Origin of the sequence: Embleya sp. NPDC059237 (assembly GCF_042754105.1) — a bacterium.
GTDB lineage: Bacteria > Actinomycetota > Actinomycetes > Streptomycetales > Streptomycetaceae > Embleya.
The window spans coordinates 56,394-80,656 of record NZ_JBHZAE010000031.1; the positions used below are offsets into that span (position 1 = coordinate 56,394).

Here is a 24,263-nt window from a genome sequence, read left to right on the forward strand (position 1 = left end):
GCTCCCTGAGCGGCCGACCGAAGGGCAACCGACGCGATCAGATGTTGCGGTAGACATCGCGGCGGTCCCCGACCTTGACGACCAGAATGACGAGCTCGCCGTCGAGGACCTGGTAGGCGATCCGATAGTTGCCCACCCGAAGTCGATAGAGCCCCGACGGGCCGGTGAGCTTTTTGACGTCGGCGTCTTCGCGGTAGGGATCCTCGCCGAGCGCGGTCAGTGCGGTCAGGATCCGCATCGCTGCAAGGCGTTCGAGGGATCGCAACTGTCGCTGCGCCGCGGTGGTGAACCGGAAGGCGTATTTCACGCCGCGCCGTCACCGTGCTCGGTGAACAGGTCCGCCAGTAGTTCGGCCATTGTCACGGTCGGGCCGCCTTCGGCCAGGACCGCTTCTGCTTCGCGGGCCAGCAGGACGTCGGCAGCTTCCTCCAATGCCTCGAAGTCGGCAATCGGCACCACTGCGGCCACCGGCACACCATTGCGGGTGATCACTGTGGGTGTGCCGTGCTCGGCGCGACTGATGTGGTCCGCGAGATGAGCACGCGCTTCGCGTACGGTCACAGCGCTCTCGGTCATGAAGGCAGTGTACGCCTTGGTGTGTACACGCGAGGGTCGAATGCCACACCTCACTCCCTACCGTGCGATTCGCTCCGGATGCGTAGGGTGAGGGCCTATCGCTCCGACCTCGGGCGGGCCGGGTTCACCGTTGCACTCAGACGCGCAACGAGGCGGTGAGCGCCGCCCATGAAGCCGCGCCGATGATCAGGTGGCCGACGCCGGGGTCCTTGGAGTCGCGGACGGGGACGACGCCCGGGAAGCCGTCCACCACTTCGACACAGTTCCCGCCGTTCTCGGAGCTGTAGGTGCTCTTGCGCCATATTGCGGTGGCCAGGAGGGCAGAAGTCATTGGATAGGTTCCTTCGAAACAGACGCGATCAGATCCCGTGACGCATCGGGCGACAGGGCGGCGGCCATCAGGAGATCATAAGCCGATTCGGCAGCCTCGAGGGCAGCCGCGTCGGCGAGTAGTTGCCCCTGATGAAACCCGTCGACATACAGAACATCCTGCGTCCCGGGTTCGAACGCAAGGCGGGTGAACGGTTGGTAGGGCGGGCGGTTCGAGACGCTGCTCGGCACGATCAAGACAATCGTTCGCGCTGCGGCGGCGGACTTGAGTAGGTGTTCGAGTTGCGCGCGCATGACGTTGCGCCCGCCGATGCTCTTCCGCAGGGCTTGTTCGTCGATGAGCGCAGTGAGACGAGGGCGATCCTCACGTTCGAGAAGCCGTTGCCGTTCGAGCCGCAGCGTTACGAGATCATCCAGATTGTCATGCCGTCCCCCTGCCAACAGTGCACGGGCGTAAGGCTCGGTTTGCAGCAACCCAGGGATAACTTGGTTTTCGTATGAGCGGATGATCCGCGCTGCGGACTCAAGTTCAACGAACGGCTGGAACCAAGCCGGGTATGCGTACTTGATCACTAGCGGCCACAAGCGGGTCAGTGCGCCGCCGGTTTGCAATACCTCGTCGGCCGCGTGAGCGAAATCCTTGCTCGGCACCCTCGTTGCGGCCTCGTACTTGTTGAGCGTCGATCGGGCAACATGCGTTTTCCGTGCCAGATCCGCTTGTTTCATCGTGCCTCGAAGCCGTCGCAATTCGGCCGCGAAGAACTTCAGTACCGAGTCGGTGGGATCAAGATCGACTGCTGTGCTCATGTTGCCCGCCAGGTGACATCTGCCATTGCCAACAACCAGACACGCTTCTTGGCTTCGGAGCCTAGCTTCGCCGGCCAATGCTGTCAGGCAGTGGCCGAATCTGCACCCACGGCAACGAGAGGCGAGAGGCATGTCCAACTCCCGGACGAGACAACAACCGCCCACCGAAGCGGACTTGCGGCTCCGCATGGCCGGTGGCCAAGTGCGGGTGCGGGATGCCCGGAGTCGGTATGTGGGGACGCTTTACCGCGTGGCCGGCGGCTACGTCGTGGCGCTCACCGCCAACTCCCAGGCGACCTACACCATTCCGCTCGCGCACCTCGAAGTGGTGGACGACGAGGCCGGCTCGCCCACGCCCACCAGGCCCGAACCGGCGAAGCCGGAGGCGGCTCGGCCCGGCCGGATCGTGGCGGCCCAACCCCTCGTGGACGAGCCGCGTCGAACCAAGGCGCAACACCTGTTCCGCGACGGGTCGATCACGTGGCGCATGCCGCCCGACGACGCGCGTCCCAGTCGACCGCCCACCCCCTGATCGGCCGCACCGCCCCCACTGGCCTGGCCGGCGGTGCGGCCCCGCCACCCGACGCCTCCCGAGGCGGCCGGGCGAAGCCGACCGGCACGGACCACTCCCCGTGCCGGTCGGCCACGAAGCGACACCCATCCATCCCGCCCACGAAAGGCACACCCCGCCATGCCCGAAGCCGCCGAGATCGGCCAAAAGGTCAAGCACCGGGACGGCCGTCTGCGACCCACCCACCCTCCCGGCGTGATCGAGCACATCGACGCGGCCACCGCCCGGGTGCGCGTCCAGCCCTTCGACCCGGCCCGTCCCGCGTGGACCGCCGACATCGCCGCCGTGGAGCCGGACGACGCCATCTGGTACCCGACCGACGGAGCACCACCCGCCAAATCCGTCCCGTTCCCGATCCCTCCCGGCGCCCGAGCCCCACGCGTCTACGGCTGCTACCGCCGCTGACCCCGGGCCATGTGAGCCCCGATTCCCTCGTGTGTCGCGAGTACAGGGCCGCCTCGGGTGATCGCCTCCACGCGGTCGTGCTCGCGCTCGGTGGCCTCGTCGATTTCCGGTCGCGTTCGGCGCGACCAGCGGTTCATGATCAGGAGCATGTCCCGCGCGGGCGTGTCCTCGACCACCCTGGTGAACTCGTCGCGCTGATCGGCCGGAAGGGCTTCGCGGATGCTCGCGATCGTGGCCGGCGTCTCGATCCGTTCGCCGTCGACCACGGTCCAAAAGGTTCGTCCGTCGGGCTCCGGCCCGTCTTCGGGTTGCTCGTCCATGGACTTCCTTCGGTGTGTCATGACTTGACTACTTACAGTGTGCGTCCGGTCGGGCCGTTCCTGAAGGGGCAGGTGGAATCGGCCACGCAAGAGAGCGGCGGTGGGGTTCCGGCGACGCGGCGGGCCGGGTGCGGGGTCCGGCCCGTCCCGGGGCATACGGTTGGCATTGTCGGGCGAGTGGGTGTTCGAGTCGGAGGGTCGGTTCATGCGTGACATGCGGGACTTCATCGGCGGGCTGCCGAAGTGCGAGTTGCATCTGCACATCGAGGGGACGTTGGAGCCCGAGTTGAAGTTCGCGCTCGCCGAGCGCAACGGGATCGAATTGCCGTACGCCTCGGTCGAGGAGATGCGGGCGACGTACCGGTTCGACAGTCTCGCCTCCTTCCTGACCGTCTACTACGACGGCATGCGGGTCCTGCTGCACGAGCCGGACTTCTACGACCTGGCGATGGCCTACCTGCGCAAGGCCGCCTCGCAGAACGTGCGCTACGTCGAGATGTTCTTCGACCCCCAGGCGCATACCGGCCGGGGTGTGCCGTTCGACGTGGTGGTGCGCGGACTCACCCGGGCGATCGGGGACGCGCGGCGCGAACTGGGCATTCGGGCCCAGCTGATCATGTGCTTCCTGCGCGACTTCCAGGCCGAGTACGCGATGGCCACGCTCGTGCAGTCGCTGGCGTACCGCGAGTGGATCGTGGGGATCGGGCTGGATTCGGACGAGCGCGGCAACCCGCCGGCCAAGTTCGCCGCCGTCTACGCGCGGGCACGGGCCGAGGGCTACCGGTTGACGATGCACTGCGACGTCGACCAGGAGAACAGCGTCGAGCACATCCGGCAGGCCATCGAGGACATCGGCGTGGACCGCATCGACCACGGGTCGAACGCGCTGGAGGACCCGAAGCTGGTCGCCGCGATCAAGGAGCGCGGCCTCGGACTGACGGTGTGTCCGGTGTCGAACTCCTTCGTGGTGGACGGGATCAAGGGCGCGGAGATCCGGCGGATGCTGGACGAGGGCATCCTGGTCACGATCAACTCCGACGACCCCGCCTATATGGACGCGTACGTACAGGAGAACCTGGAGCGCACCCAGGCGGACCTCGGCCTGACCGAGGCGGAGGTGGCCCGGTTCGAATACAACGCGTTCGCCATCGCGTGGTTGCCGGAGGAGGTCAAGGACGCGTACATCGCCGAGCTGGACGCGTGGGTGGCGGCAGCCGGCTGAGTCCGGGCATACGCCGAACTCCCGTGGCAAGCAAGGGAGTTCGGCGTAACGGCGGGTTGGTGGTCAGGACAGCGGGGCGACCCACGTGTCCGGCGCGGCGCAGGTGGTGAAGCTCGCCGTCTCGAACATCTTCCGCAATACCGGGTAGGGCACGAGGTTGTTGTCCTGGACGGTGATCAGCGTCTCGCATTCGTTCACCTTGGCGACGAGGATCGCGCCTCCCTTCGGCGGACTCAGGCCCGCGCCCGGCTTGGTGAAGTACCAGGTGTCGTATCCCGCGAGCACCGTCGGCGGGCCGGTCTCGGAGACGATGTCCAGCCGGCCGCTGTCCGACGCCGAGAGTTGGACGCGCAGCGCGCCCACCTCGGTCAGGCCGAGCAGGTCGCTCCGCTTCAGCACGGGATTCGCGGCGGCGCCGAAGACGAGGACCGAGTTGGACTCGCTCGGCGTGTAGGTCGACGAGCCCCCGTAGTCGAGCCGGAGCGTGTCCGGCACGTAGTTGAGGCGGTAGGGGGTGGTGACGCCGGTGGGCCGGAGTCGGACCGCGTCGGCCACCCGCAGCAGCTCGGTGCGTTTGTTCGTGCCGGAGACGATCACCCAGGATCCGGAGGCATCGCGCCACGCGACCACCGGCGCTCGCGTGTCCTTCGGCGGCAGGAACCCGATCTTCCCGTTCTCGTCGGGGCCGCCCGGTTTGGGCGCGGTGATGTTCTCCGGGCCCTGATGGTAGGCGGCCGGATCGATCAGGTAGTTCTCGACATAGCGGGCCGGGTGTCCCTGCACGGTGACCGCCTCGCCCGCCTCGATCGCCGCCGTGTCGACGTCCGCCGGTGCGTAGACGCCGACATCGCCGCCGGCGCCGGTGCGGGTGACGTTGTTCGTGCGGATGGTGGCCAGCGCGGTGGTCCCGGAGAAGCCCTGCTCCAGGGGGAAGAAGCCGTCGCTCCGGTCGACGTCGATGGTCACGGCCGGCGGCTTGGCCACGGGGGCGGCCGGCGGCTTGGTCGCCGCGGGGGCGGCCACCCGGCCCGGCCCGTCGTCGTCGAGGCGGTCGAGGAGCCCGGGGCCGACCGCGCCGAGCGCGATCACCGTGACCACGGCCAGCCCGCTCGCGGTCAGTCGTCGTCGACGCACGCGTCGGGCGCCGAGGTATGCCCCCTCGATCAGGCCGTCGGGCGGTGGGGCCAGGTGTTCGTGCCGGGCCAGCGCCGCCTTGAGGTCTCGGATGTCGGTCATGCCGGTTCTCCCTGCGGAATCGACGGGATGCGGGTCGTTTCGACGGCCATCTCCACGCGCAGCGTGGCCAGGGCTCGGGACGCGTAGCCCCGGACGGTGCCGGCCCGGCAGTCCAGGGTCTCGGCGATCTCGTCGTCGGTGAGGCCCTCGTAGTAGCGCAGGACCAGGACGGCACGCTGCCGACGGGGCAGTCGGCCCAGCCGGCGCCACAGGTCCTCGCCGGTGTCCACGTCGCCGGCGGGGTCGGGCACGCCGCCCGCCTCGAAGTGGTCGAGCGCGTCCTGGGTCAGCGCCACCGTGCGCACCGCCCGTCGCCGGCGCAGGGACAGGAACTCGTTGGTGACGATGGTGCGGACGTAGGCGTCGGGCCGATCCAGGCCGCCGATGCGTTTCCACCGCACGAACGCCTTGGTCAGCGCCTCCTGCACGAGGTCCCGGGCCAACTCCCGGTCCCCGCACAACAACGCGGCATAGCGCAGCAGGGCCGGCAGCCGCGCCGCCGCGAACTCCTCGAACCGCATCGTGCACGTCTCCTCGATCGGGTCCCGCCGAAGGCCTCTGCCTCTACAAACGCGAAGTCGAGCCGATCTGTTGTGCGACGGCCGGGATCGGTCTCGTCCACTACTGTGCATTGCGTGGTACCGTGCAACGCATAAGAGCTGGAGGTGTCATGGATCCGAGTCAGCTGCTCAAGGGAGTGCTGGACCTCGCGGTACTCGCCGTGCTGCGTGAAGAGGACGGCTACGGCTACGACGTGCTGCGCCGGTTGCGCAAGGCCGGTCTCGACGACGTCGGCGACGCGTCGGTCTACGGCACGCTGCGGCGGCTGTACAACGCCGGACTCCTCACGTCCTACGTGGTGGCGAGCGACGAAGGCCCGAACCGCAAGTACTACGCCCTGAACGAGCCCGGCCGGCAGCGGTTCCGGGAGTCCACCGACACGTGGAACTCGTTCGCCCGGACGATGTCGGAACTGGTGGGGGAGACCCGATGAAGGACACCGCACTGCACCCCGTCGCCGCTGACTACCGCGTCGAGGTGGCCCGCATTCTGGCCGATCTGCCCGCCGTCGAGGCGGAGGAGATCCTGGACGATGTCGAGGTCAACCTGAGCGAGGTGGTCGCCGAGCTCGACGGCGCGGTGACCTCCGACGCGCTCCGCACCCGACTCGGCACCCCGCACGAGTACGCCGCCGAACTGCGTGCGGCGGCCGGGTATCCGCCGCTGACGCCGACCGGCGGCAGCGGTCGGTTGCGCGGCGTCGGCAAGGTCGAACTCCTGATGCTGGGACTGCTGTTGGCGCTCGGATCGGCGTTCGTGACGGGTATCGCACTGGGCTCGCACCGGGACGCGCAGGAGCGCTGGTGGATCTTTCCGTGCGTGCTCGCACTGGTTGTGGAGGCGGTGAACGCGCTGTGGCTGCGCGGGCGCGAGCGCGGCCTGCCGGAAGTCGCCGCACTGTCGGTCACCCGCCGCGCGAGGGCCCTCGGGGAGTCCTTGCGCACCGGGCGCTTCGCCGAGCCGGTGCGGTTCCTGGCCGGTCTGCGGTCCGCCTGGTGGGTGGTGCGGGCGCTGGTCGTGTCCCTGCTCGCCTGGGTGATCGTGGGCGGGGTGTGGTGGCCGGTGGCGGTCGGCATCCTGGCCCTGGCCGGGTCGTTGTGGCTGGGCGCGCGCTCGGGAAACGACCGCCGACTGGTCTGGCTGGCGGTGCCGCTCAACGCGATGGTGGTCGGGCTCGGGATCGGCATGGTGAGCGGGGGACAGTTCGAGCCGGGCGAAACCGTGCGGGTGGAGTACGCCGGATCGAACCACCCTATGTACTACGACAGTTCGGACGGCCGCCCGTTGGACAGCAGCAGGCTGGTGGGCACGTTGGACGGCAGGCCGCTGCAGAACATCTACCCGTTCGACGCACAGGGAAGGCCGCTCAAGGACGTTCTGCTGTTCGACCAGAACGGTAGGCAACTCGGTTTGTACAGCGGGCTCTCGAACTACGCGTGCACGCCCGACGGCCGTCCGATGGTGCCGAACCGGGAGGCACTGCCCTTCCCCCAGCCCCGGGTCGAGCCGAACCTGGACGGGCGGGGGTGCCGGATCGTGGAGGGCACGGCCCCGTTCACGATCGCGATCCCGGTCCGGCCGGGCCAGGTGCCGCCGGCGAGTACGCCGCCGTCGGCGGGGGTGCCGGGCAACCCGCCCGCCACGGTGCCGAGTACGCCGCCGGGCACCGCGCCGGGGGCTGCTCCCGGTAGCGCCCCGGGCACGGCTCCCGGTACCGCGCAGCAGCAGCAACCCCCGGCCGTGTCCCCGGGCGCACCCACGACGCGCCCCGAGGGCGAGGCGCAGGCCCCGGGCAACCCGCGTGGTGAGTCCGGGAGTTGAGGAGGCCGGGTGGTTGGTCGAAGCTCGTTCGTCGGACGCCGGGATCGCCCGGTGTCCGACGAACGCCGAGCGGGGGACGGGGCGTCGGCGTCGGCGTCGGGGCGCCATGCGCCCGGCATGCCGCCGACATGCCGCCGACATGAGCCCGGCAAGCGTGTTCATCGGGCGTCGAGTCGGTGTTGATCCGGGTGTGGGACAACAGCCGGATGACTTCAGCCCCGGCCGCCGCTCGGCTGCTCGTGACGCATCAGTAAGGTCTCTTAACCATGCTGACGTTTCGTGTTCTGGGAGCGCTCGAAGCGTGGGACGGTGACCGGCGGGCCGACCTGCGCGGCCCACGCCATCGGGCCGTTCTCGCTCGGCTCGTCCTGGCGCGCGGGCACGTCGTACCGGTCGACCGGCTGATCGAGGACCTGTGGCACGGCGAGTCGCCGCATCGCGCGCTCGGGTCGGTGCAGACCTTCGTGTCGCACCTGCGCCGTGCGCTCGAACCCGACCGCGCGCCGCGCACCCCGTCGACGGTGCTGGTCACCGCGCCGCCGGGATACGCGTTCCGGGTCGGTACGGACGAGGTCGACGCGTGGCGGTTCGAGGCCCTGGTGCACCGCGCCGGCGGCCTCCTCGCGGCGGGGGCGGCACAGGACGCGCTACGCGAGTTGACCGCGGCGCTCGACCTGTGGCGCGGGCCCGCGTACGCGCAGTTCGCCGACGAGCCGTGGGCCCGGCCCGAGGCGGCGCGGCTGGAGGAGTTGCGCCTGGTCGCGGTGGAGCGTCGGGCCGAGGCCGGTCTCGCCATCGGGCAGGCGTCCGGGATCGTGCCCGGCCTGGAGGCACACGCGGCGGCGCACCCGCTGCGGGAGGAGAGTTGGCGGTTGTTGGCGCTGGCGCTGTACCGGTGTGCCCGCCAAGGCGACGCGCTCGCGGTGTTGCGCCGGGTACGGGCGGCGCTGCGCGAGGAGTTGGGGGTCGAGCCCGGGGCGCGGTTGCAGCGCCTGGAGGCGGACATCCTGGCCCACTCCGCCGAGTTGGACGCGCCGGCGGCGGCGCCGACGCCGGCCGCCGCGCCCGCCGTGTCCGAGGTGCCCGCCGCGCATCGGGAAGTCGCGGAGCCGGTACGGGTTTCCGACGAGCTGGGGGAGGACGGGTTCGTGGCGCGCACGACCACGTTGATCGGTAGGGCCGACGAGACGGCCGACCTGCTGAACGCGGCGAAGCGCGCCGACGGGCGGCTCGCGGTGGCGCTGGTCAGCGGTGATCCGGGCGAGGGCAAGACCGCGTTGACCGAGCATGTCCGGGAGTTGCTGGCCGCCGAGGGGTGGCGGGCGGCGTGGGGGCGCTGCCCCGAATCGGGCGGCGCGCCGGCCGGGTGGCCGTGGACCCAGATGTTGCGCACCCTGGCCGCGGTGAGCCCGCCGGACGAGGACACCGCGCGCGTGTTGGCGCCGCTGCTCGCCGACTCGTACAGCCCGGTGGGCGATCAGGCGGCGGCCAAGCTCATGTTGCACCAGGCGGTGGTGCGCTATCTGGCCCGGGCCACCGCGGAGACGCCGTGGCTGCTGGTGCTGGACGACGTGCACCGCGCCGACGAGGAGACGTTGGCGCTGCTGTGCCACCTGGCCACCGACCGGGACGCGACCGGTCGGGTGTTGCTCGTGGTCACCTATCGGCACAACGAGGTGGGCGACCTGCTCGCCGACGCACTGGCCCGGCTGGCGCGCTGCGGTCCGGAACGTGTCGAACTCACCGGCCTGGCCCCGGAGGCGGTGGGCGACCTGGTCCGCGGCGCGGTCTCGGCGGCGATCGACGAGGACACCGTACGGGCCATCGTGGACCGCACCGCGGGCAACCCGTTCTACGTCCTGGAGACGGCCCGGGTGCTGGCCGCGGAGGGCGCGCACGCGGCGGTGTCCGAGGTGCCGGTCGGGGTTCGGGACGTGATCCGCCGGCATGTGGCCGGCTTGCCCAAGGCCGCGCAGGAGGTGCTCAAGCAGGCGTGTGTGCTCGGCCGGGACATCGACGTCGACGTCCTGCTCGCGCAGAGCGGCACGGACGAGGACACGGTGCTCGACGCGGTCGAGTCGGCGCTGCTGACCGGACTGCTCGTGGAGCCCGACGCGGGCCAACTGCGGTTCACCCACGCGCTGGTGCGGGACACCCTGTACGAGGACCTGTCCCAGCTGCGCCGGGCCCGGATGCACGCGCGCACGGCCGAGGCGATCGAGGCGGTACGGCCCCGGGACGTCTCCGCGCTGGCGCACCACTACCTGGCCTCCGCCTCGCGCGCGACGGCGACGAAGGCCGCCCACTACGCCCGCCTGGCCGCGCTGGACGCGGAGATCCACTTCGCCTACCGGGAGGCCGCCGAGTTGTGGCGCGGCGCACTGGCGGCCTTCGACCGCTCCGGCGCCGCCGACGAGGCCGCCCGTACCGAGCTGGAGGCCGGCGTGACCCGCTCCCTCGCCCAGTCCGGCGACCACGGCCACGACTGACCGCCGGGAGCGGGCGGTGGCTCAGGTCAGCCGCTCGATGATGGTCACGTTGGCCATGCCGCCGCCCTCGCACATGGTCTGGAGGCCGTAGCGGCCGTCGATCCGCTCCAGCTCGTTGAGCAGCGTGGCCAGGAGCTTGGTGCCGCTCGCGCCGAGTGGATGGCCCAGCGCGATGGCGCCGCCGTTGACGTTGACCCGCTCCGGATCCGCGCCGGTGGCTCGCTGCCAGGCGAGTACCACCGATGCGAACGCCTCGTTGATCTCGACCCGGTCGATGTCGTCCAGGCTCAGCCCGGTGCGCTCCAGGGCACGGGCGGTGGCCGGGATCGGGCCGGTGAGCATCAGCACCGGGTCGTCGCCGAGCACGGTGAGGTGGTGGATCCGGGCCCGGGGGCGCAACCCGTGTACCCGCAGGGCACGTTCGGAGACCACCAGGGCGGCCGAGGCACCGTCGGAGATCTGACTGGCCAGCGCGGCGGTGATCCGGCCGCCGGGGCGCAGCGTCGGCAGTGAGCGGATCTTGGCGAGGTCCGGCTCGCGCGGGCCCTCGTCGTGGATGACCTCGCCGTAGGGGACGATCTCGTTGGTGAAGCGGCCCTCGCGCCGGGCCCGCAGCGCGCGTTCGTGCGAGGTGACGGCGAACGCCTCCATGTCCTCGCGGGTCAGGCCCCAGCGCTCGGCGATCAGTTCGGCCGCGCGGAACTGGCTGATCTCCTGGTCGCCGTAGCGCTCGTGCCAGCCTCGCGCGCCCTCGTACGGGGTCGCGAAGCCGTACTCGCGGCCGGCCCGCAGCGAGGCGGACAGCGGTACGGCGCTCATGTTCTGCACGCCGCCGGCGATCACCACGTCGGCGGTGCCGCTGAGCACGGCCTGGGCGGCGAAGTGCACCGCCTGCTGCGAGGAGCCGCACTGGCGGTCGATGGTGGTGCCCGGGACGCTCGTCGGCAGGCCCGCGGAGAGCCACGACGTGCGGGCGATGTTGCCGGCCTGCGGGCCGATCACGTCGAGACAGCCGAAGATCACGTCGTCGACGGCGGCCGGGTCGATGCCGGTGCCGTCGACGAGGCTGCGCAGGATGTGCGCGCCCAGGTCGGCGGGATGTGCCTTGGCCAGGCCCCCGCCGCGCTTGCCCACGGGAGTTCGGATGGCGTCGACGAGGTACGCCTCGTTACTCATGGCAGCCGCCTTTCGACCGTGTGGGTTGGAAAATCCAACTTGCCTCCTCGTCAACGTAGCGTCAGTGAGTTGGGGATGGCAACCTTGTGGGCGTGGTCGTCAACGCTGATTCCTCCGGGTCCTCCGGGTCCTCCGGGTCCTCCGGCTCCTTTGGTTCCTCCGGGTCCTCTGGGTCTTCTGGTTCCTCTGGGTCTTCCGGCTCCTCGAACGCCTCCTCCGCCGACTCCGGTCGGGCGCCCGAGGCGGCGGGTGCTTCCGCGCCGTCCCGCGCCGCTCGGGCGCCGGTCGGCCGGCCCTGTTCGGTTGCTTCGACGCTCGGCGTGGTCGGCGAGAAGTGGGCGCTGCTGGCCATCCGCGAAATGGGCTTCGGCAACCACCGCTTCGACGCGATCGCGCGCAACACCGGGGCACCTCGGGACATCCTGACCACCCGGCTGCGCACCCTGGAGGCGGCCGGGGTCCTGGAGCGGCGGCGCTACCAGGACCGGCCGCCGCGCTTCGAGTACCACCTGACCGCCCGGGGCCGCGACCTCGCGCCGGTGCTGCAGACCCTCGCGGCCTGGGGCGACCGGTGGCTGACCGACGAGCCGCCGGTGGACTTCCGGCACGGGGATCACGCGCTCGACCCCGCACTGATGTGTCGGGGCTGCGGCGAGGAGGTGGCGCCGGGCAGCCTGCACGTCCACGTACAGGCACCGGGATGGGACGTGGCGGGGCCGGTGGAGTGAGGGCGGCGCGGGATGCGGGCTCGGCGGCTTGACCCTGACACCGTGTGAGGCCGTGCACTGGGAGGCGTCATGTTCACCATCGGAGACTTCGCCCGGCACGGCAACGTGTCCGTCCGCATGTTGCGGCACTACGACGCCATCGGCCTGCTGCGCCCCGACCGGGTCGACCCGGTCAGCGGCTACCGCTTCTATCGCGCCGAGCAACTCGCCCGGCTCAACCGGGTGATCGCGCTGAAGGACCTCGGCTTCACCCTCCAGCAGGTCCGGAGCATCCTGGACGAGCAGGTGAGCGCCGGCGAGCTGCGCGGCATGTTGCGGCTGCGCCGGGCCGAGCTCGCCGCGGCGGTGGCGGCGGACGGCCGGCGGTTGGCCCAGGTCGAGGCGAGGCTCCGCACCATCGAGGCGGAGGGCCGGATGGCCGACGACGACGTCGTGCTCAAGCGCATCCCCGGGGTCCGGGTGGCCGTACTGACCGCGACCACCCCGGTCGACGCCGACGGGCCGCGTGACATCGGGCCGATCATCGGGCCGCTGTACGACGAACTGTGCCGCCGGATGGCCGCCGCCGGGGTGGCGCCGACCGGGCCGGGCATCGCCTACTACGAGGTCTCGCCCGACCGGGACGACACGATCGTCATCAACGCCGGCATCACGGTCGCGGCCGACCCGCGCCCCGAACACGACTTCGCAATCGTGGACCTGCCGCCGATCGAGCAGGCCGCCACCTTCGTGCATCGGGGCTCGATGGACGACGTGATGACCGGCGTACAGGCCCTGGCCCGCTGGATCGACGCCAACGGCCACCGCTCCCTCGGCTACCCGCGCGAGGTCAACCTGGAGTGCCCACCGGACCCGAGGCAGTGGGTGACCGAACTCCAGGAGCCGATCGCGCGGGCTTGAGCGCGGGCCGCCGCGCACGTCACCGCCGGGACCGATACCGCCCGGGGCGCGGTCGGCCGGCGCGGACACCGCTGTCGTTCGCGCGTTCTCCCCGCTCGACCGCCCGCCACAGCGAGGCCCACTGACCCGCCGTCACATCCTTGGGCAGCGCGAGGGGGGAGATCCGGGCCGCGACGAGCCAGTCGCGCACCTCGGCACCGGGCAACCGGCCCGTGCGATCCAGGATTTCGCGCAGCCCGCGCCCCGGCCCGGTGAACACGTGGCGGACGAACTCCTGGTACGGCTCCCGCGCCCCGACGACCAGCGGCGTACTCCGGCGCGTCATCGACAACAGCCCGCCGTCCACCGACGGCATCGGCCGAAACGCCCGAGCCGGGACGCGCGCGTGCACCTCGAAGTCGAACCACGGCCACCAGGCCGCCGTCAGCATCGAGGCCCCGCCCACACCCGCCCGGCGCCGGGCCACCTCCCACTGCACCAGCAGCACCGCGGATTGCCAATGCCCGGTGTCGAGCAGCCGACGCAACACCGAAGTCGTCAGGTGGAAGGGCAGGTTGCCCGCCACGGTGAAGGGCCGATCGGGAAACCGGTACCGCAACACGTCGCCCGCCACGATCCGGACGTGCCCGGGCACCCGGCGGGCCAGCCGCCGGGCGCGCCGCGGATCGAGCTCGACCGCGGTGAGCGGTCGGCCGGTGCGGCTCAGCGGGAGGGTGAGGGCACCGTCACCGGGCCCGATCTCCACGACCGGTCCGGACGTACGCCCGACCAGATCCGTGAAGAGGTCGATCACCGCGGGATCGACGAGGAAGTTCTGACCGAGCTCATGGCGTCCGCCATGAGTGGGGTAGGGCACGAGAGGGCTCCGCAAGGCAGTTCGGAGCCGGGCAGCCCGAAACGGCCGCACCGGCAGGGACCCGAAGTGCGGCGGAACCGGAAGAGAAAAAGCCTCGGCCCGCCGCTAGTGGCGGCGAGTCCTCGTGAATGCGGCGGCGAACATGCCGACCACCCTAGCCCGGGTGGGTCGACGGCTCATCCCGATTTTCGGCGCGGTCGATCGCCGCCGGCGGCGGCGGGCCGGGTCACCCGTGTCGCAGCGCGGCCAGAAACTCGGGCCAGGCGTGGTGGGGCAGGCGCAGGTGGGCGTGCGTCGGGCGCTTGCTGTCGCGGATCGTGAGGTGGGCGGTGCGCGGGGCCACTTCCACGCAGTCGCCCTGGTGTCCCGAGTGGGTGGACTTGCGCCACGCGTCGGGGGCGACGGCGGCGGCGGGGGCTTTCGGGGTGTCGTTCACAGGGATCGCATCCTTGCCGAGATGAGGGTTCTGGACTCGTCGGTGGAGAGGGCGTTGGCGAACAGGTAGTCGAGGTGGCGGCGATAGCGGCGCAGGTCGCGATCCTCCTCCTTGATCAGCATGCCGCCGTGGTATTCGACGAACAGCACGCTGGGCGCGTGCGGGCCGGAGAAATCGAACATGGTCAGGCCGCCGTTGTAGGCATTCGCGGTGGAACTCGTCGGTATCACGTGGATGTCGATGTTGGGCAATTCACCGAGTTCGAGGAGATGGGCGAGTTGGCGGGTGAGTACGCCGCGACCGCCGATCTCGCATTGCAGGGCGCCGTCGGCGAGCACGGAGCGGAACCTGGCCGGATTCTGCCCGGTGAGCACACGCTGGCGCCGCATCCGGATCTCCACGAGCGCGTCGGCCCGTTCGGGGTCGGGGATCATCGGCCCGGAGCCGATCACGGCCGCCGCGTAGTCGCGGGTCTGGAGCAGGCCCAGGATCATCCCGGCGTTGGCGGCTCGGATCTCCGTGGCCTGCGACTCCAGCGCGATCAGTTCCTCGTAGGCGGCGTCGAGGACGTCCGAGTAGGCAACCCACCAGCGCGGCCCGCGCGTCTCGATCAGGAGCGCTTCGAGGCGTTCGACGTCGGTCGCGCACACCCCGTATATGCCGCAGAGGCGATGCAGATCGTGCCGGGACACCGCGACCTTCGCGGTCTCGATGCGGCTGATCTTGGATTGATCCCAGCCACACGAATCGGCCACCTCCTCGCCGGACAGGCCCGACGCCGTGCGGAGCAGCCGCAGTTCCGTACCCAATCGGCGTCTTGCGTAGCTGCGCATCTGGGTCCTCCCGGGGTGGCTTCGTCCGGGATTGTGCTCCGGGTCTGAATGGAACGCGACCGGATTTGGTCGGCGTCACCCGAAAGAGTTATTTATGTCGAAGTACTTGGTTGCATTTATGCGGCGCGGCGATGCTCGGTGTGGGCCGCTTTCTTCTTTCTTCCCGGTGAGAACGGGTGTCCCAGCGGCGGCCAACATCGGATTGGGGAGAAGACATGCCTGCCACCCGGATTCACGCGCCGGCCGATCGGGCCGGTCATCACATGTTGGCCCCCGTCGCCGAACTCCGCTGTGTCGGTACGGCCGAACTGGTGCGACACGTGCGCAACTTCGTCCACGAGTGCGCGATCGGGGCGGGCGCCTCGGCCGACACGGCGCAGACCACGAAGCTGCTGGCGAGCGAGCTGGTGTCCAACGCGGTCCGGCATACGCCGGATGGCACCGTGGTCCGGGTCGAACTGCTGCACGACGTGCCGTGCGGGCAGTTGGTGGTCGGCGTCGAGGACGGCGGGGCGGCCATCCCGGCGGCCCCGCGCCGACGCCGCCCGTCCTGGGACGCGGAGTCGGGGCGGGGCATCCCGCTGATGACGAGCCTGGCCAACGAATGCGGCGTGACGCCGCTTCCCGGCGGCAAGCGGGTGTGGTTCGCGTTGGCGATGAGTTGACGGAGGGTGTGCGACCGCGCTTCGGGGATCGGCCGAGGTCACCCCGAGGACGGCGATGCGGGCCCGTGCCGCCCTCGGGGCTCGCCGGGGTGTCAGCGGCGGGTTTCGATTCTCAGGTCGCCGGTGGTCACGGTGCGGATGTGGTCGCCGGCGAGTATGTCGTGCGGGAAGCCGAGTGCGATCGTGCTCACCTCGTCGAGGCGGGCCAGGTGGGCGGCGGCGAAGTCGACCTCCAGGGCACCCAGGTTGTCCGACAGTTGGGCGGCGGTGCGGGCGCCGATGATCGGTGCGGTTACGTGCGGGTGGCGCAGGGTCCAGGCCAGGGCGACCTGGGCGGGTGTGCGGTCCAGCTCGGTGGCGACCTCCTTCACGACGTCGGCGATGGCGAGGTTGCGTTCGGTGAGCGTGCCCAGGGCGAGGTTCCGGCGGGTGCCGTCGCCGACGGCGGTCGGCGACGCGGTCAGGTCGTCGCGGCCGTACTTGCCGGTGAGCACCCCGCCGGCCAGCGGTGAATACGGGACCATCCCCAGCCCCATCTCGCGTGCCATGGGGATCAGGTCACGTTCCCCCGTGCGCTCGATCAGGTTGAATTCGATCTGCAACGCGACCAGTGGCGACCAGCCGCGCAGGTCGGCGATCGCCTGCATGCGCGACACCTGCCAGGCCGGGGCGTTGGAGATGCCCACGTAGAGGACCTTGCCCTGGCGGACCAGATCGTCCAGGCCGCGCAGGATCTCGTCGATCGGCGTACGGAAATCCCACACGTGCAGGTAGAGCAGATCGATGTAGTCGGTGTTCAGCTCTCGCAGGCTGGTTTCCACGGACGCGAACAGGTTCTTCCGGTGTGCGCCGTTGGCGTTCGGGTCGCCGGGGCGGCGGAGCGTCGAGTACTTCGTCGCCAGTACCAGGCCATCCCGCCTGTCGCGGATGAATTCGCCCAGCAGGCGGTGGGAACTGCCGTCGGTGTAGGTGTCGGCGGTGTCGATGAAGTTGCCGCCGCGCTCGACGTAGGTGTCGAACAGCCGGCGTGACTCGTCCCGCTCGGATCCCCAGCCCCAATCGGTACCGAAGGTCGCCGCGCCCAGCGCCAGGGGTGAGACCCGCAGTCCGGAGCGACCCATCAGCCGGTAGGTGTCGAGGGTGAGTGTCCTTGTCATCGTGTCCTCCTGTGAGCGTGATCCGCGCGTGAACCGGGAGTGATCCGTTGCCGGGATCAGCCTGTGACCGCCGCGAACAGGGGGTAAGGGAGAGGACATCCTGGGAACGCCGATCCCATGCTGGTTGTTGGCGCGGACATGACGACCGGCACGGACATGACGACCACCCACACCGTGGACACGACACAGGAGTTGGCCGCGTTCCTGCGCGCCAGGCGGGAACGGTTGGACCCGCACGACCTCGGCCTGCCGGCGCGTCGGCGGCCCCGACGGACCCCCGGGCTGCGCCGCGAGGAGGTCGCCGAACTGGCCGGGGTCAGCGTGGACTACGTCGTACGGCTGGAACAGGGTCGCGGCACGCGGCCCTCGGCCGACGTGGTGGAGGCACTGGCCAGGGCACTGCGGCTGGCCCCGGTCGAACGGGCCTACCTCTTCGACCTGGCCCGCCGACGCCCCGACACGGCCGACGAGCCGGCGAGGGGCGCCGCGCCGTTGTTGGCGGGGTTGGTCGCCGACCTGTCGCCGCTGCCGGCCATGCTGATGAACCACCGCTACGACGTCCTGGCCTGGAATCGGGAGGCGACCAGGCTGCTGATCGATTTCGCCGCCCTCCCGCCGGCGCGGCGCAATGCGATGTGGTTGTGCCTGATGCATCCGGTGGTACGGGAGTTGTACGTCGACCGGGACCGGGTGGTGCGCGAGGGGGTCGCCCACCTGCGCGCGGCGTGGGCCGCACATCCGGAGGACCGCGCGTTGACCGCCCTCATCGCGGAATTGCGCGCGGGGGAGGGGGAGTTCGCGCGCTTGTGGGCCGAGCGGGACATCGCGCTCAACGGCCGGGGACACAAGGCGCTGCGCCACCCGGAGGCGGGGATGCTCACGATGCACTTCGAGGTGCTCGTGCCGTTGCAGGACCCGAACCAGCGTCTGTTGGTCTTCCGGGCCGCCGACGACGAGAGCAGGGCGGCGCTGGACCGGCTGTGCGCGTGAGTCTCGGGCGGCCGGCCCTTGTCGTCAGGACGTGAGGGCCACGGCCTGGAGCACGAACGCGCCGCCCAGGAAGAGGAGCCCGACGGGCCACCGGTAGCGGGGAGGCAGGCTCGCGGTCAGGAACATGCTGACCAGCGCCGCGACACCGCTGAGCTTGGCCCACAGGACCAGGTGGTCGTCGCGGGCGGTCGGGTCGGCGGGGCAGGACTGGCCGCAGTTCTCGCCGTCGAGGGCATTGCTCAGGAGCGCGGCGACGTCGACCAGGGCCATGACGACCATCGCGCAGACGACGGCGATCACGTAGAGGGTGACGGAGCTACGGCCGGGCTTACGGGGAGCGTTCGCGTCTGTCGCTTCGTGCATGGGGACGACGCTAGGGAGGGACACGGTGCCCGGGCATGAGCGTGGATACTCAGCGGCGACGTGAGTAGCACTGCCCGAGGCCACGCCCAACCTTGGGCGCAACCCGCAGGCCGCCCCCCGCGCTCAGCCGACTCCCCACCCCTGCCGAACCGATGCCCCGTCGAGCGACGCCGTCAGCCCTTGATCACCCGCAGCAGCTCGCCCCACGAGGCGGCGCTGACCTCTATGTGGCCGCGACCGCGGTCCTTGGTGTCGCGCACCCCGGTAGAGACGGGGAGCGGAGCCACTTCGACACACGCGTTATTGGTGCTGGACCGGGTTGACTTGCGCCACGCACGCACTTCGAGATCCACAACCAGTTCCACCACTACTTCTTGATGACACGCAGCAGTTCGCGCCAGGCGGCCGGCCCGACTTCGAGGCGGCCTCGCCCTCGGTCCTTGGTATCTCGCATTGCCGTCTTGACGTCAAAAAGTGCGACTTCGACGCACGCGTTGTTGTGCGCCGATCGGCGACTCTTCCGCCACGCGTATTTCTCGATCACGCTCAAAGAGCTTCCAACCTCTTCAAGATCTTCGAGGTGGCGCGTGCCAGTTCACGTCAGGCGCAGGCGAGGCTCACGGCCTCGGAACCCGGTGCGTAGGTCGTTGGTCATGGCGGCCCAAGCTTGAGCGGTGAAGACGTGGACGGGACTGTCGTCGAGTTTGCTGTCACGAACGAGGGCCCGGCTCTCGTTGGTGGCGGATTCGACGCAGTTTCCGCCGGTGCCACCGCTGTAGCTGCTCCTGCGCCACGCGGTGGGCTCAAGGCTCACGCGGTTACTCCTTGATGGCGCACAGCAGTTCGCGCCAGGCGCCCGGCCTGACTTCGAGGTGTCCGAGGGCTCGGTCCTTGGTGTCGCGTATGCCGGTGGACGAGGGCAGCGGAGCCACTTCGACGCAGTTGTTGTTGTCCACGCTGTAACTTGCAGTCCGCCAAGGGGTCTGGTTGGTCTCAGTCACTTCAGCTCTTCCAATCTGGCTTTGATCAGGTCACGGCTTGCGGATCCCGACAGGCACGCGTCTGCTGTGCGGTCCAACAGCCGTCGAAAACGGAGCACATCCCTTGGGGTCTCCTTGAAGAGGGCTCCATTTTGATATTCGACGAACACCACGCTCGGATCTTGGGGTCCGTTGAACTCCAGGATCGAAACCTCTCCAACTACGAGGAACGGGGACGCGAACGGGGCAATCCGAACCTCTACGGACCCCAGGCTACTCAGCTCCAGCAGGTGGGCCAACTGTTCGCGGTGGACATCCAGAGAAGCAATCCGCGCATGTAGGAGCGCTTCAGCCAGAAGCGCGGTGTAGGTGACGGGGGCGTTATCGATGAAGATGCGTTGCCTGCGTGACCGGATCTCCACGAGCGCGGACGCGTCATCCGGGTCTGTCACGAACGGGCTGATTTCGAATGTTGCCCGTGCGTATCCAGGTGCCTGAAGGAGTCCCGGGATGGCGCTGCTCGCGGCAGTCACAATCCGCGTCGACTGGCTCTCCAGCGAAATGCGTTCTTCGTAGATCGTCGTCAGGATGTCCTTGTAGCCGGCCCACCATTGCACGCTCGATGAATCTTCGAGCCATGCCTCCATGGCTTCAAGGTCGCTGCTCGGGATGCCATACAGCGCACCCAACTTGAGGAGATCGAGGCGTCGCAGGCCCGTTTTGGCGTTTTCGATCCGGCTGACCTTGCTGCCATCCCACCCGAGTCGGGTAGCGACTTGACCAAGTGTCAAGTTGCTCTGTTTGCGCCATGCCTTGAGCGCCGCGCCCAGCCGTCGGCCCGGATAGCCCGGAGTTGTCGCCATGCTCCTCCCTCGCAGTCGTCGTACATAGTGCCGGCCGTTCCGGTGGGTGCCGACCCGTTGGCACACCGTAAGAGTGCAAATTTGTGAAGAGACTTGCATGCAGATTTGTGATGCTGTCAATGTGCATGGTGTCACAGGTGCTCACTCCTCCGTGACCTTCACCGGTCGCGCTTGGAAGCCGTGCGCACCGTCACCTCCGGGCAAGAGGTATCGCCATGCATCGGATCCGGTCGAACCCCGGCCCACGAAATCTTCAACTCCCCCGGCAGGGGCGTGGATTCACGACGGTTTCGCCCCTCCTGTTGTATCAACTTCCTGCACTGGCACAGGAGATCGGATGAGTCGTCTACCGCCGGTGCGTGTCGGGGACGTCATGGAGTACGTGCGTGAGAGCGAGCGCCAGGTGTGTTCGGCCGGCATGGTGATCAATGTCGGGTCGGGTCTCGTCACGGTGCAACCCACCGACGGGGCGTCGACATGGACCGTCGATCGCTACGAGGTTCGGCGCACTCCCGACTCGCCGGCGTGGCTTTCCGAACGCATCCAATGACCCGCAGGTGGGCGGCCGGCCGATTCGAGGCGGCCTCCGCTCACCTGCCTTTCAGCGACAGCGGCCGGGTGGCTCGATTCCAGGCAAGTACCCGGCCGCTGTCTCCATCGATCCACTGTGAGGCAGTGATGGAGATTCAAGAATATCCGGAAGACGCGGGGCGGTTGGCGCTTCGGGTCGGGTCGCGGGTTCGGCATGTGGATGGGCATGCCGAGATGCCGGAGGGCACCGTGGTGGCGCTTCCGGTTGCTTCGGAGCGGGTTGCGGTGGTGCAGCCGCTGGAGGTTGGGCAGTCGCCGTATCTGTGTCCGACCGGGCACTTGGTGCCGATCGACCTCGATGCGGAACTGGCCGGTGTGGTGCGGGAGTTGTGGCGCATCGATCGGGTCGGGAGGGTCGTGGAGGCGGTGCCGTTGGCCGGGTCGGCGGCGCGGGAGTCCGGGGCGCGGGTCGTGTCCGAGTGCGGATTTGTGCGGGGGGTGGGATGAGCGGGCGCCTTTGTTGGGTGGAACTGCCCTCGCACGTGCGGGGGTTCGTGGACTCGCTCGCCGGGCCCGTGCGGTCGGTGGCGCGGAGTGGCGGGCCGCACGGGAGTTCGTTTGTCGCGACCGTCACCACGCCCACCGGTCGGGTGTTCGTGAAGGTCGCCGAGGAGGCCGGCGCGCCGCTTGCCGCCCGGGCCCAGACCAGCGAGATCGCGGCGAGCGCGGTGACCGGGGTGCTTTCGCCGCAGCTGCTTCGACACGGCACCGTCGACGGGTGGCGCGTACTCGTGTTCGAGCACGTCGAGGGCCGGCCGCTCCGGTTCCGGCTCGACTCGCCCGATTTCGTGCAAGTGGTGGGCGCCATCGACCGCATCGGCCGCATCCAGCCGGGTCGCAGCGCCGGATTGCCCACCCTCGTCGGACGCCTGCGTGAACACCTGCCTCCGGACCGGGCGAGCGCGCTGTGCGGCAACCGCCTGCTGCACACCGACCTGATCTCGGGCCACATGCTCATCCGCCCGGACGGCCGGCTCTCCGTCGTCGACTGGGGCCGGGTGGCGATCGGACCCCGGTGGGCGGAGATCGCCTTCGTGGGCGCCAACCTGCTGCGCGCGAACCACGATCTCCACGAGGTCCGCCGCTGGATGTGGCGCTTCCCGGAGTGGCGCCGCACCCCACACGCCGCCCGCCGCACCCTCGCCGAGGCGATGATCGGCCGGCACGGGGGCCGGGCCGTGTGGTGGACCGACCTGGTCGACACCCCGATCGCCCGCTGACCCGGGACGGCGCCGGCGAGCGAGGTCCGCCACCCGGGCGGTCCTCGCTCGCCGGCGGCGCGGGCGACGTCATCGGGTGATGGGCGGGGCGCCGGTCGCGGCGATGGAGAGGTCCCAGAGGCGCGCGGCCTCGTCGGGGTCGATGGCGTAGGCGCGCACGCCGCCGTCGTCCATCGCCTCGTCGGGAGCGGAGACGCGGGCGATGTCGCAGTCTTCGAGGTAGAGCCCGCCCCGTCCGTCGAGCAGCGCGGATGTCGCGGCCCACACTCCGGTGGCGGCGCCCTGGGAGGCGGTCTTGAAGCCGGCCCCGATCACCTTGCCGTGCTCGTCCACCCAGCCCCGGTCGATCTGCTCCTGCAACGCCATCTCGCGTTGCAGACCGGTGATGATCTTGCCCGGATGCAGCGCGAACGCTCGGACGCCGTCGTCGCGCCCGAGCGCGTCGAGGTGCACGGCGAACAGCGCGTTGGCGGTCTTGGACTGACCGTAGGCCAACCACTTGTCGTAGCCGGTGCGGAAGTGCGGGTCGTGCCGCCGGATGCCGGTCAGGGTGTGTCCGGCGGAGCTGTTGACCACGACACGAGCGCCGTCGGCGGCGACCAGGAGGGGATACAGCTCGCACGCGAGGGCGAAGTGCCCGAGGTGGTTGGCCGCGAACTGCCCTTCCCAGCCGGGCCCGACGCGTCGCTCCGGGGTGGCCATGACCCCGGCGGTGGCCATCAGCAGGTCGAGCCGATCGACGGATTCGCCGATCCACGCGGCGGCGGACCGCACGCTGTCCAGGTCGGTCAGGTCCATGGCGACGACCTCGCAGCCCGGTACCCCCTGAAGCGCGGCCCGGGCCACATCGGGACGACGGGCCGGAACGATGACCCTGGCCCCGGCCGCCGCAAGCGTCCGGGCGGTCTCCAGGCCCAGACCGGAGTAGCCCCCGGTCACCACGGCGGTGATGCCGGACAGGTCGCGGTCGGCCACGATGTCCGAGGCGCGGGTGGCGGCGGAGAAGGGTGAGCCGAGGGGTTGCTGAGCGGTGATCGTCATGTTGCCGACGCTACGATCTAGAGCGAGGTCTAGATCAAGTCCGAGAGCGAGGCACGGCATGACCACCGAGCCGACCACGCAGTCGTTCGGCATCGGCGAGGTGGCCGAACGCACCGGCCTGAGCGTGCACGCCCTGCGCTTCTACGAGCGAGAGGGCCTGCTGGTCGGCCCGGTCCTGCGCACGCCGGGCGGCAGACGGCGCTACACCTCGTTCGACATCGACTGGCTCCAGATCTGCGTCAAGCTCCGCGAATCCGGCATGCCACTGGCCGAGCTCGAACGCTTCGCCGAACTGGTCCGCCAGGGCCCGGGCAACGAGGCGGAACGCCTACACCTGCTCGACACCCACCGCCGGCGCGTGGACGCCCAGATCCGCGCGCTGGAGGACTGCCGCTCCGTGATCACCTGGAAGGTCGGCATCTACGCCGACCACTTGGCACGGGGCGAAGCGGGCGGGCTTTGGGACCCGAGGGCCTGAGGGCGGGGTGAGGGCTGGGCGGAGTGCGCTTTGCGGGTGCGGGTGCGGGTGCGGGTGCCGGTGCCGGTGGCGGACGGACGGGGCGGTCGGCCAGCTCCGAGCCGGGGCGGGGTCGGCTCGGCCCGGTCGGCCCGGTTTGGGCCGCAGCGCCCACGCATAGGTAGCGCCGCGGTCATACCCGGCCAATGCGCCTGCGCTCCACCTTCGGTAGCTGACACGGCAGTTGCCACACCACCCCTGGCACGTCGGCGACGGCACCGGGGGATGGTCTGGTCGGGATCCGGTTCGCCGGGTGGCTTTGCGAGATGGCCGGGAGTTGGCGGCGTGCGTTGCGCTTGGGGTTGCGGGCGGCCGGTGCGGGGCTGGTCCGGGTCGTGGGGCGGGCCGCTGCCGGTGTGGGCTTCGGGTGTGGGCTTGTGTCGGGGTGGGGGCCCGGGTCGGGGTGAAAAGCGACCTGCGGCGGGTGGCGGGGTGGGGGGTCGGGTTGGGTTCCGCCGGGCTTGCGTTTCCGGGTGGTTGTGGTGATTCGGGGGCGTTTGCGGTGGAGTTGGGGTGAGGGGCCCCGCGTTTTCCGGACGCCTTGTTTGCTGTCCTTCTATGCCGCGAGTCCGAGTCCGTCGTGGTCGCGCAGAGCTTCGAGTGGTGTGC

General features: G+C 70.1%; 33 protein-coding genes. 14 read left to right on the forward strand and 19 right to left on the reverse strand.

Annotated elements, in window-relative coordinates:
* Window positions 1-37: 37 nt before the first annotated feature.
* From ACFXKZ_RS49715 to ACFXKZ_RS49730, 4 genes are all read right to left on the reverse strand, one after another.
* Complete coding sequence (locus ACFXKZ_RS49715) at window positions 38-307, reverse strand: type II toxin-antitoxin system RelE/ParE family toxin (RefSeq protein WP_380014208.1); 270 nt, start codon at window positions 305-307, stop codon at window positions 38-40.
* Window positions 304-576, reverse strand: a complete 273-nt coding sequence (locus ACFXKZ_RS49720) for a type II toxin-antitoxin system Phd/YefM family antitoxin (RefSeq protein WP_380014211.1) — start codon at window positions 574-576, stop codon at window positions 304-306. The genes ACFXKZ_RS49715 and ACFXKZ_RS49720 overlap by 4 nt, the downstream gene beginning before the upstream one ends.
* Before the next feature lie 136 nt (window positions 577-712).
* Window positions 713-907, reverse strand: coding sequence for a DUF397 domain-containing protein (locus ACFXKZ_RS49725; RefSeq protein ID WP_380014214.1), 195 nt, complete (start codon window positions 905-907; stop codon window positions 713-715).
* On the reverse strand, window positions 904-1,713 hold the full coding sequence (locus tag ACFXKZ_RS49730) for a helix-turn-helix transcriptional regulator (protein ID WP_380014217.1): 810 nt from the start codon (window positions 1,711-1,713) through the stop codon (window positions 904-906). The genes ACFXKZ_RS49725 and ACFXKZ_RS49730 overlap by 4 nt, the downstream gene beginning before the upstream one ends.
* A 232-nt stretch (window positions 1,714-1,945) precedes the next feature.
* On the opposite strand from ACFXKZ_RS49730, the gene ACFXKZ_RS49735 reads away from it, so the two are divergent.
* Together ACFXKZ_RS49735 and ACFXKZ_RS49740 are read left to right on the forward strand one after the other, a co-directional pair.
* Window positions 1,946-2,245: a hypothetical protein gene (locus tag ACFXKZ_RS49735; RefSeq protein ID WP_380014220.1), complete on the forward strand. Its 300-nt coding sequence runs from the start codon at window positions 1,946-1,948 to the stop codon at window positions 2,243-2,245.
* Between the two features lie 159 nt (window positions 2,246-2,404).
* Window positions 2,405-2,689, forward strand: a complete 285-nt coding sequence (locus tag ACFXKZ_RS49740) for a hypothetical protein (protein ID WP_380014223.1) — start codon at window positions 2,405-2,407, stop codon at window positions 2,687-2,689.
* On the opposite strand, the gene ACFXKZ_RS49745 is transcribed toward ACFXKZ_RS49740, so the two are convergent.
* Window positions 2,677-3,009, reverse strand: a complete 333-nt coding sequence (locus ACFXKZ_RS49745; RefSeq protein WP_380014226.1) for a hypothetical protein — start codon at window positions 3,007-3,009, stop codon at window positions 2,677-2,679. The two genes, ACFXKZ_RS49740 and ACFXKZ_RS49745, sit on opposite strands and share 13 nt — an antisense overlap.
* Window positions 3,010-3,214: 205 nt before the next feature.
* On the opposite strand from ACFXKZ_RS49745, the gene add reads away from it, so the two are divergent.
* The gene (gene add, locus ACFXKZ_RS49750; protein WP_380014229.1) at window positions 3,215-4,231 is read left to right on the forward strand and encodes an adenosine deaminase; all 1,017 of its coding nucleotides are present in this window, start codon (window positions 3,215-3,217) and stop codon (window positions 4,229-4,231) included.
* A 63-nt stretch (window positions 4,232-4,294) separates the two neighbouring features.
* On the opposite strand, the gene ACFXKZ_RS49755 is transcribed toward add, so the two are convergent.
* Entirely contained in the window at window positions 4,295-5,467 is a 1,173-nt protein-coding gene (locus ACFXKZ_RS49755; protein ID WP_380014232.1) for a hypothetical protein, read from the reverse strand.
* The gene (locus tag ACFXKZ_RS49760) at window positions 5,464-5,988 is read right to left on the reverse strand and encodes a SigE family RNA polymerase sigma factor (protein ID WP_380014235.1); all 525 of its coding nucleotides are present in this window, start codon (window positions 5,986-5,988) and stop codon (window positions 5,464-5,466) included. Before ACFXKZ_RS49760 ends, ACFXKZ_RS49755 begins: the two co-directional genes overlap by 4 nt.
* Window positions 5,989-6,137: 149 nt before the next feature.
* On the opposite strand from ACFXKZ_RS49760, the gene ACFXKZ_RS49765 reads away from it, so the two are divergent.
* The 3 genes from ACFXKZ_RS49765 (at window position 6,138) to ACFXKZ_RS49775 (ending at window position 10,338) form a co-directional block, all read left to right on the forward strand.
* On the forward strand, window positions 6,138-6,461 hold the full coding sequence (locus ACFXKZ_RS49765; RefSeq protein WP_078975830.1) for a PadR family transcriptional regulator: 324 nt from the start codon (window positions 6,138-6,140) through the stop codon (window positions 6,459-6,461).
* On the forward strand, window positions 6,458-7,849 hold the full coding sequence (locus ACFXKZ_RS49770; RefSeq protein WP_380014238.1) for a hypothetical protein: 1,392 nt from the start codon (window positions 6,458-6,460) through the stop codon (window positions 7,847-7,849). The genes ACFXKZ_RS49765 and ACFXKZ_RS49770 overlap by 4 nt, the downstream gene beginning before the upstream one ends.
* Before the next feature lie 266 nt (window positions 7,850-8,115).
* Complete coding sequence (locus tag ACFXKZ_RS49775) at window positions 8,116-10,338, forward strand: BTAD domain-containing putative transcriptional regulator (RefSeq protein ID WP_380014241.1); 2,223 nt, start codon at window positions 8,116-8,118, stop codon at window positions 10,336-10,338.
* Window positions 10,339-10,359: 21 nt separating this feature from the next.
* Here ACFXKZ_RS49775 and ACFXKZ_RS49780 read toward each other — a convergent pair whose 3' ends face one another.
* Window positions 10,360-11,514 carry an acetyl-CoA C-acetyltransferase gene (locus ACFXKZ_RS49780; RefSeq protein WP_380014244.1) on the reverse strand — a complete coding sequence of 385 codons (1,155 nt, stop codon included), beginning with the start codon at window positions 11,512-11,514 and terminating at the stop codon, window positions 10,360-10,362.
* Window positions 11,515-11,834: 320 nt separating this feature from the next.
* Between ACFXKZ_RS49780 and ACFXKZ_RS49785 the strand changes: the two genes are divergently transcribed.
* Window positions 11,835-12,242 (forward strand): winged helix-turn-helix transcriptional regulator, encoded by a 408-nt coding sequence (locus tag ACFXKZ_RS49785; RefSeq protein WP_380014247.1) that lies wholly within the window; start codon window positions 11,835-11,837, stop codon window positions 12,240-12,242.
* A gap of 69 nt (window positions 12,243-12,311) precedes the next feature.
* Window positions 12,312-13,142 carry a MerR family transcriptional regulator gene (locus ACFXKZ_RS49790; RefSeq protein WP_380014250.1) on the forward strand — a complete coding sequence of 277 codons (831 nt, stop codon included), beginning with the start codon at window positions 12,312-12,314 and terminating at the stop codon, window positions 13,140-13,142.
* A gap of 19 nt (window positions 13,143-13,161) precedes the next feature.
* On the opposite strand, the gene erm is transcribed toward ACFXKZ_RS49790, so the two are convergent.
* From erm to ACFXKZ_RS49805, 3 genes are all read right to left on the reverse strand, one after another.
* Window positions 13,162-13,998 (reverse strand): 23S ribosomal RNA methyltransferase Erm, encoded by an 837-nt coding sequence (gene erm, locus ACFXKZ_RS49795; protein WP_380014253.1) that lies wholly within the window; start codon window positions 13,996-13,998, stop codon window positions 13,162-13,164.
* A gap of 226 nt (window positions 13,999-14,224) precedes the next feature.
* The gene (locus ACFXKZ_RS49800; RefSeq protein ID WP_380014256.1) at window positions 14,225-14,434 is read right to left on the reverse strand and encodes a DUF397 domain-containing protein; all 210 of its coding nucleotides are present in this window, start codon (window positions 14,432-14,434) and stop codon (window positions 14,225-14,227) included.
* Entirely contained in the window at window positions 14,431-15,267 is an 837-nt protein-coding gene (locus tag ACFXKZ_RS49805; protein WP_380014259.1) for a helix-turn-helix domain-containing protein, read from the reverse strand. The genes ACFXKZ_RS49800 and ACFXKZ_RS49805 overlap by 4 nt, the downstream gene beginning before the upstream one ends.
* Window positions 15,268-15,482: 215 nt before the next feature.
* On the opposite strand from ACFXKZ_RS49805, the gene ACFXKZ_RS49810 reads away from it, so the two are divergent.
* A complete protein-coding gene (locus ACFXKZ_RS49810; protein WP_126636239.1) occupies window positions 15,483-15,932 on the forward strand; it encodes an ATP-binding protein in 450 nt (149 codons plus the stop codon).
* Window positions 15,933-16,024: 92 nt separating this feature from the next.
* Here ACFXKZ_RS49810 and ACFXKZ_RS49815 read toward each other — a convergent pair whose 3' ends face one another.
* Complete coding sequence (locus ACFXKZ_RS49815; protein ID WP_380014262.1) at window positions 16,025-17,089, reverse strand: aldo/keto reductase; 1,065 nt, start codon at window positions 17,087-17,089, stop codon at window positions 16,025-16,027.
* Window positions 17,090-17,227: 138 nt separating this feature from the next.
* Between ACFXKZ_RS49815 and ACFXKZ_RS49820 the strand changes: the two genes are divergently transcribed.
* Window positions 17,228-18,079, forward strand: coding sequence for a helix-turn-helix transcriptional regulator (locus tag ACFXKZ_RS49820; protein WP_380014265.1), 852 nt, complete (start codon window positions 17,228-17,230; stop codon window positions 18,077-18,079).
* A 24-nt stretch (window positions 18,080-18,103) separates the two neighbouring features.
* Here ACFXKZ_RS49820 and ACFXKZ_RS49825 read toward each other — a convergent pair whose 3' ends face one another.
* From ACFXKZ_RS49825 to ACFXKZ_RS49850, 6 genes are all read right to left on the reverse strand, one after another.
* Window positions 18,104-18,442: a hypothetical protein gene (locus tag ACFXKZ_RS49825; RefSeq protein WP_380014268.1), complete on the reverse strand. Its 339-nt coding sequence runs from the start codon at window positions 18,440-18,442 to the stop codon at window positions 18,104-18,106.
* Window positions 18,443-18,615: 173 nt separating this feature from the next.
* Complete coding sequence (locus ACFXKZ_RS49830) at window positions 18,616-18,807, reverse strand: DUF397 domain-containing protein (RefSeq protein WP_380014271.1); 192 nt, start codon at window positions 18,805-18,807, stop codon at window positions 18,616-18,618.
* Between the two features lie 2 nt (window positions 18,808-18,809).
* A complete protein-coding gene (locus tag ACFXKZ_RS49835) occupies window positions 18,810-18,986 on the reverse strand; it encodes a DUF397 domain-containing protein (protein ID WP_380014274.1) in 177 nt (58 codons plus the stop codon).
* Between the two features lie 51 nt (window positions 18,987-19,037).
* Window positions 19,038-19,256, reverse strand: coding sequence for a DUF397 domain-containing protein (locus ACFXKZ_RS49840; protein WP_380014277.1), 219 nt, complete (start codon window positions 19,254-19,256; stop codon window positions 19,038-19,040).
* A gap of 4 nt (window positions 19,257-19,260) precedes the next feature.
* The gene (locus ACFXKZ_RS49845) at window positions 19,261-19,443 is read right to left on the reverse strand and encodes a DUF397 domain-containing protein (RefSeq protein WP_380014280.1); all 183 of its coding nucleotides are present in this window, start codon (window positions 19,441-19,443) and stop codon (window positions 19,261-19,263) included.
* Window positions 19,440-20,285 carry a helix-turn-helix domain-containing protein gene (locus ACFXKZ_RS49850; protein WP_380014283.1) on the reverse strand — a complete coding sequence of 282 codons (846 nt, stop codon included), beginning with the start codon at window positions 20,283-20,285 and terminating at the stop codon, window positions 19,440-19,442. The genes ACFXKZ_RS49845 and ACFXKZ_RS49850 overlap by 4 nt, the downstream gene beginning before the upstream one ends.
* Before the next feature lie 337 nt (window positions 20,286-20,622).
* Here ACFXKZ_RS49850 and ACFXKZ_RS49855 point away from each other — a divergent pair, with 337 nt between their 5' ends.
* The 3 genes from ACFXKZ_RS49855 (at window position 20,623) to ACFXKZ_RS49865 (ending at window position 22,096) form a co-directional block, all read left to right on the forward strand.
* Window positions 20,623-20,835, forward strand: coding sequence for a hypothetical protein (locus tag ACFXKZ_RS49855; protein WP_380014286.1), 213 nt, complete (start codon window positions 20,623-20,625; stop codon window positions 20,833-20,835).
* 68 nt (window positions 20,836-20,903) lie between these two features.
* On the forward strand, window positions 20,904-21,323 hold the full coding sequence (locus ACFXKZ_RS49860; RefSeq protein WP_380014289.1) for a hypothetical protein: 420 nt from the start codon (window positions 20,904-20,906) through the stop codon (window positions 21,321-21,323).
* Window positions 21,320-22,096 (forward strand): phosphotransferase, encoded by a 777-nt coding sequence (locus tag ACFXKZ_RS49865; protein WP_380014292.1) that lies wholly within the window; start codon window positions 21,320-21,322, stop codon window positions 22,094-22,096. The genes ACFXKZ_RS49860 and ACFXKZ_RS49865 overlap by 4 nt, the downstream gene beginning before the upstream one ends.
* 69 nt (window positions 22,097-22,165) lie before the next feature.
* Here ACFXKZ_RS49865 and ACFXKZ_RS49870 read toward each other — a convergent pair whose 3' ends face one another.
* A complete protein-coding gene (locus ACFXKZ_RS49870; RefSeq protein WP_380014295.1) occupies window positions 22,166-23,137 on the reverse strand; it encodes an SDR family NAD(P)-dependent oxidoreductase in 972 nt (323 codons plus the stop codon).
* A 58-nt stretch (window positions 23,138-23,195) separates the two neighbouring features.
* Here ACFXKZ_RS49870 and ACFXKZ_RS49875 point away from each other — a divergent pair, with 58 nt between their 5' ends.
* Window positions 23,196-23,615, forward strand: coding sequence for a MerR family transcriptional regulator (locus ACFXKZ_RS49875; protein WP_380014298.1), 420 nt, complete (start codon window positions 23,196-23,198; stop codon window positions 23,613-23,615).
* The last annotated feature ends 648 nt before the right edge of the window (window positions 23,616-24,263 follow it).

Excerpts from the sequence above, each read along its gene's own strand:
- ACFXKZ_RS49720 (WP_380014211.1), bottom strand. The coding sequence starts at position 576 with ATGACCGAGAGCGCTGTGACCGTACGCGAAGCGCGTGCTCATCTCGCG.
- ACFXKZ_RS49725 (WP_380014214.1), bottom strand. The coding sequence starts at position 907 with ATGACTTCTGCCCTCCTGGCCACCGCAATATGGCGCAAGAGCACCTAC.
- ACFXKZ_RS49730 (WP_380014217.1), bottom strand. The coding sequence starts at position 1,713 with ATGAGCACAGCAGTCGATCTTGATCCCACCGACTCGGTACTGAAGTTC.
- ACFXKZ_RS49740 (WP_380014223.1), top strand. The coding sequence starts at position 2,405 with ATGCCCGAAGCCGCCGAGATCGGCCAAAAGGTCAAGCACCGGGACGGC.
- ACFXKZ_RS49745 (WP_380014226.1), bottom strand. The coding sequence starts at position 3,009 with ATGGACGAGCAACCCGAAGACGGGCCGGAGCCCGACGGACGAACCTTT.
- add (WP_380014229.1), top strand. The coding sequence starts at position 3,215 with ATGCGTGACATGCGGGACTTCATCGGCGGGCTGCCGAAGTGCGAGTTG.
- ACFXKZ_RS49755 (WP_380014232.1), bottom strand. The coding sequence starts at position 5,467 with ATGACCGACATCCGAGACCTCAAGGCGGCGCTGGCCCGGCACGAACAC.
- ACFXKZ_RS49760 (WP_380014235.1), bottom strand. The coding sequence starts at position 5,988 with ATGCGGTTCGAGGAGTTCGCGGCGGCGCGGCTGCCGGCCCTGCTGCGC.
- ACFXKZ_RS49765 (WP_078975830.1), top strand. The coding sequence starts at position 6,138 with ATGGATCCGAGTCAGCTGCTCAAGGGAGTGCTGGACCTCGCGGTACTC.
- ACFXKZ_RS49770 (WP_380014238.1), top strand. The coding sequence starts at position 6,458 with ATGAAGGACACCGCACTGCACCCCGTCGCCGCTGACTACCGCGTCGAG.
- ACFXKZ_RS49775 (WP_380014241.1), top strand. The coding sequence starts at position 8,116 with ATGCTGACGTTTCGTGTTCTGGGAGCGCTCGAAGCGTGGGACGGTGAC.
- ACFXKZ_RS49780 (WP_380014244.1), bottom strand. The coding sequence starts at position 11,514 with ATGAGTAACGAGGCGTACCTCGTCGACGCCATCCGAACTCCCGTGGGC.
- ACFXKZ_RS49790 (WP_380014250.1), top strand. The coding sequence starts at position 12,312 with ATGTTCACCATCGGAGACTTCGCCCGGCACGGCAACGTGTCCGTCCGC.
- ACFXKZ_RS49805 (WP_380014259.1), bottom strand. The coding sequence starts at position 15,267 with ATGCGCAGCTACGCAAGACGCCGATTGGGTACGGAACTGCGGCTGCTC.
- ACFXKZ_RS49810 (WP_126636239.1), top strand. The coding sequence starts at position 15,483 with ATGCCTGCCACCCGGATTCACGCGCCGGCCGATCGGGCCGGTCATCAC.
- ACFXKZ_RS49815 (WP_380014262.1), bottom strand. The coding sequence starts at position 17,089 with ATGACAAGGACACTCACCCTCGACACCTACCGGCTGATGGGTCGCTCC.
- ACFXKZ_RS49820 (WP_380014265.1), top strand. The coding sequence starts at position 17,228 with ATGACGACCGGCACGGACATGACGACCACCCACACCGTGGACACGACA.
- ACFXKZ_RS49825 (WP_380014268.1), bottom strand. The coding sequence starts at position 18,442 with ATGCACGAAGCGACAGACGCGAACGCTCCCCGTAAGCCCGGCCGTAGC.
- ACFXKZ_RS49850 (WP_380014283.1), bottom strand. The coding sequence starts at position 20,285 with ATGGCGACAACTCCGGGCTATCCGGGCCGACGGCTGGGCGCGGCGCTC.
- ACFXKZ_RS49855 (WP_380014286.1), top strand. The coding sequence starts at position 20,623 with ATGAGTCGTCTACCGCCGGTGCGTGTCGGGGACGTCATGGAGTACGTG.
- ACFXKZ_RS49865 (WP_380014292.1), top strand. The coding sequence starts at position 21,320 with ATGAGCGGGCGCCTTTGTTGGGTGGAACTGCCCTCGCACGTGCGGGGG.
- ACFXKZ_RS49870 (WP_380014295.1), bottom strand. The coding sequence starts at position 23,137 with ATGACGATCACCGCTCAGCAACCCCTCGGCTCACCCTTCTCCGCCGCC.
- ACFXKZ_RS49875 (WP_380014298.1), top strand. The coding sequence starts at position 23,196 with ATGACCACCGAGCCGACCACGCAGTCGTTCGGCATCGGCGAGGTGGCC.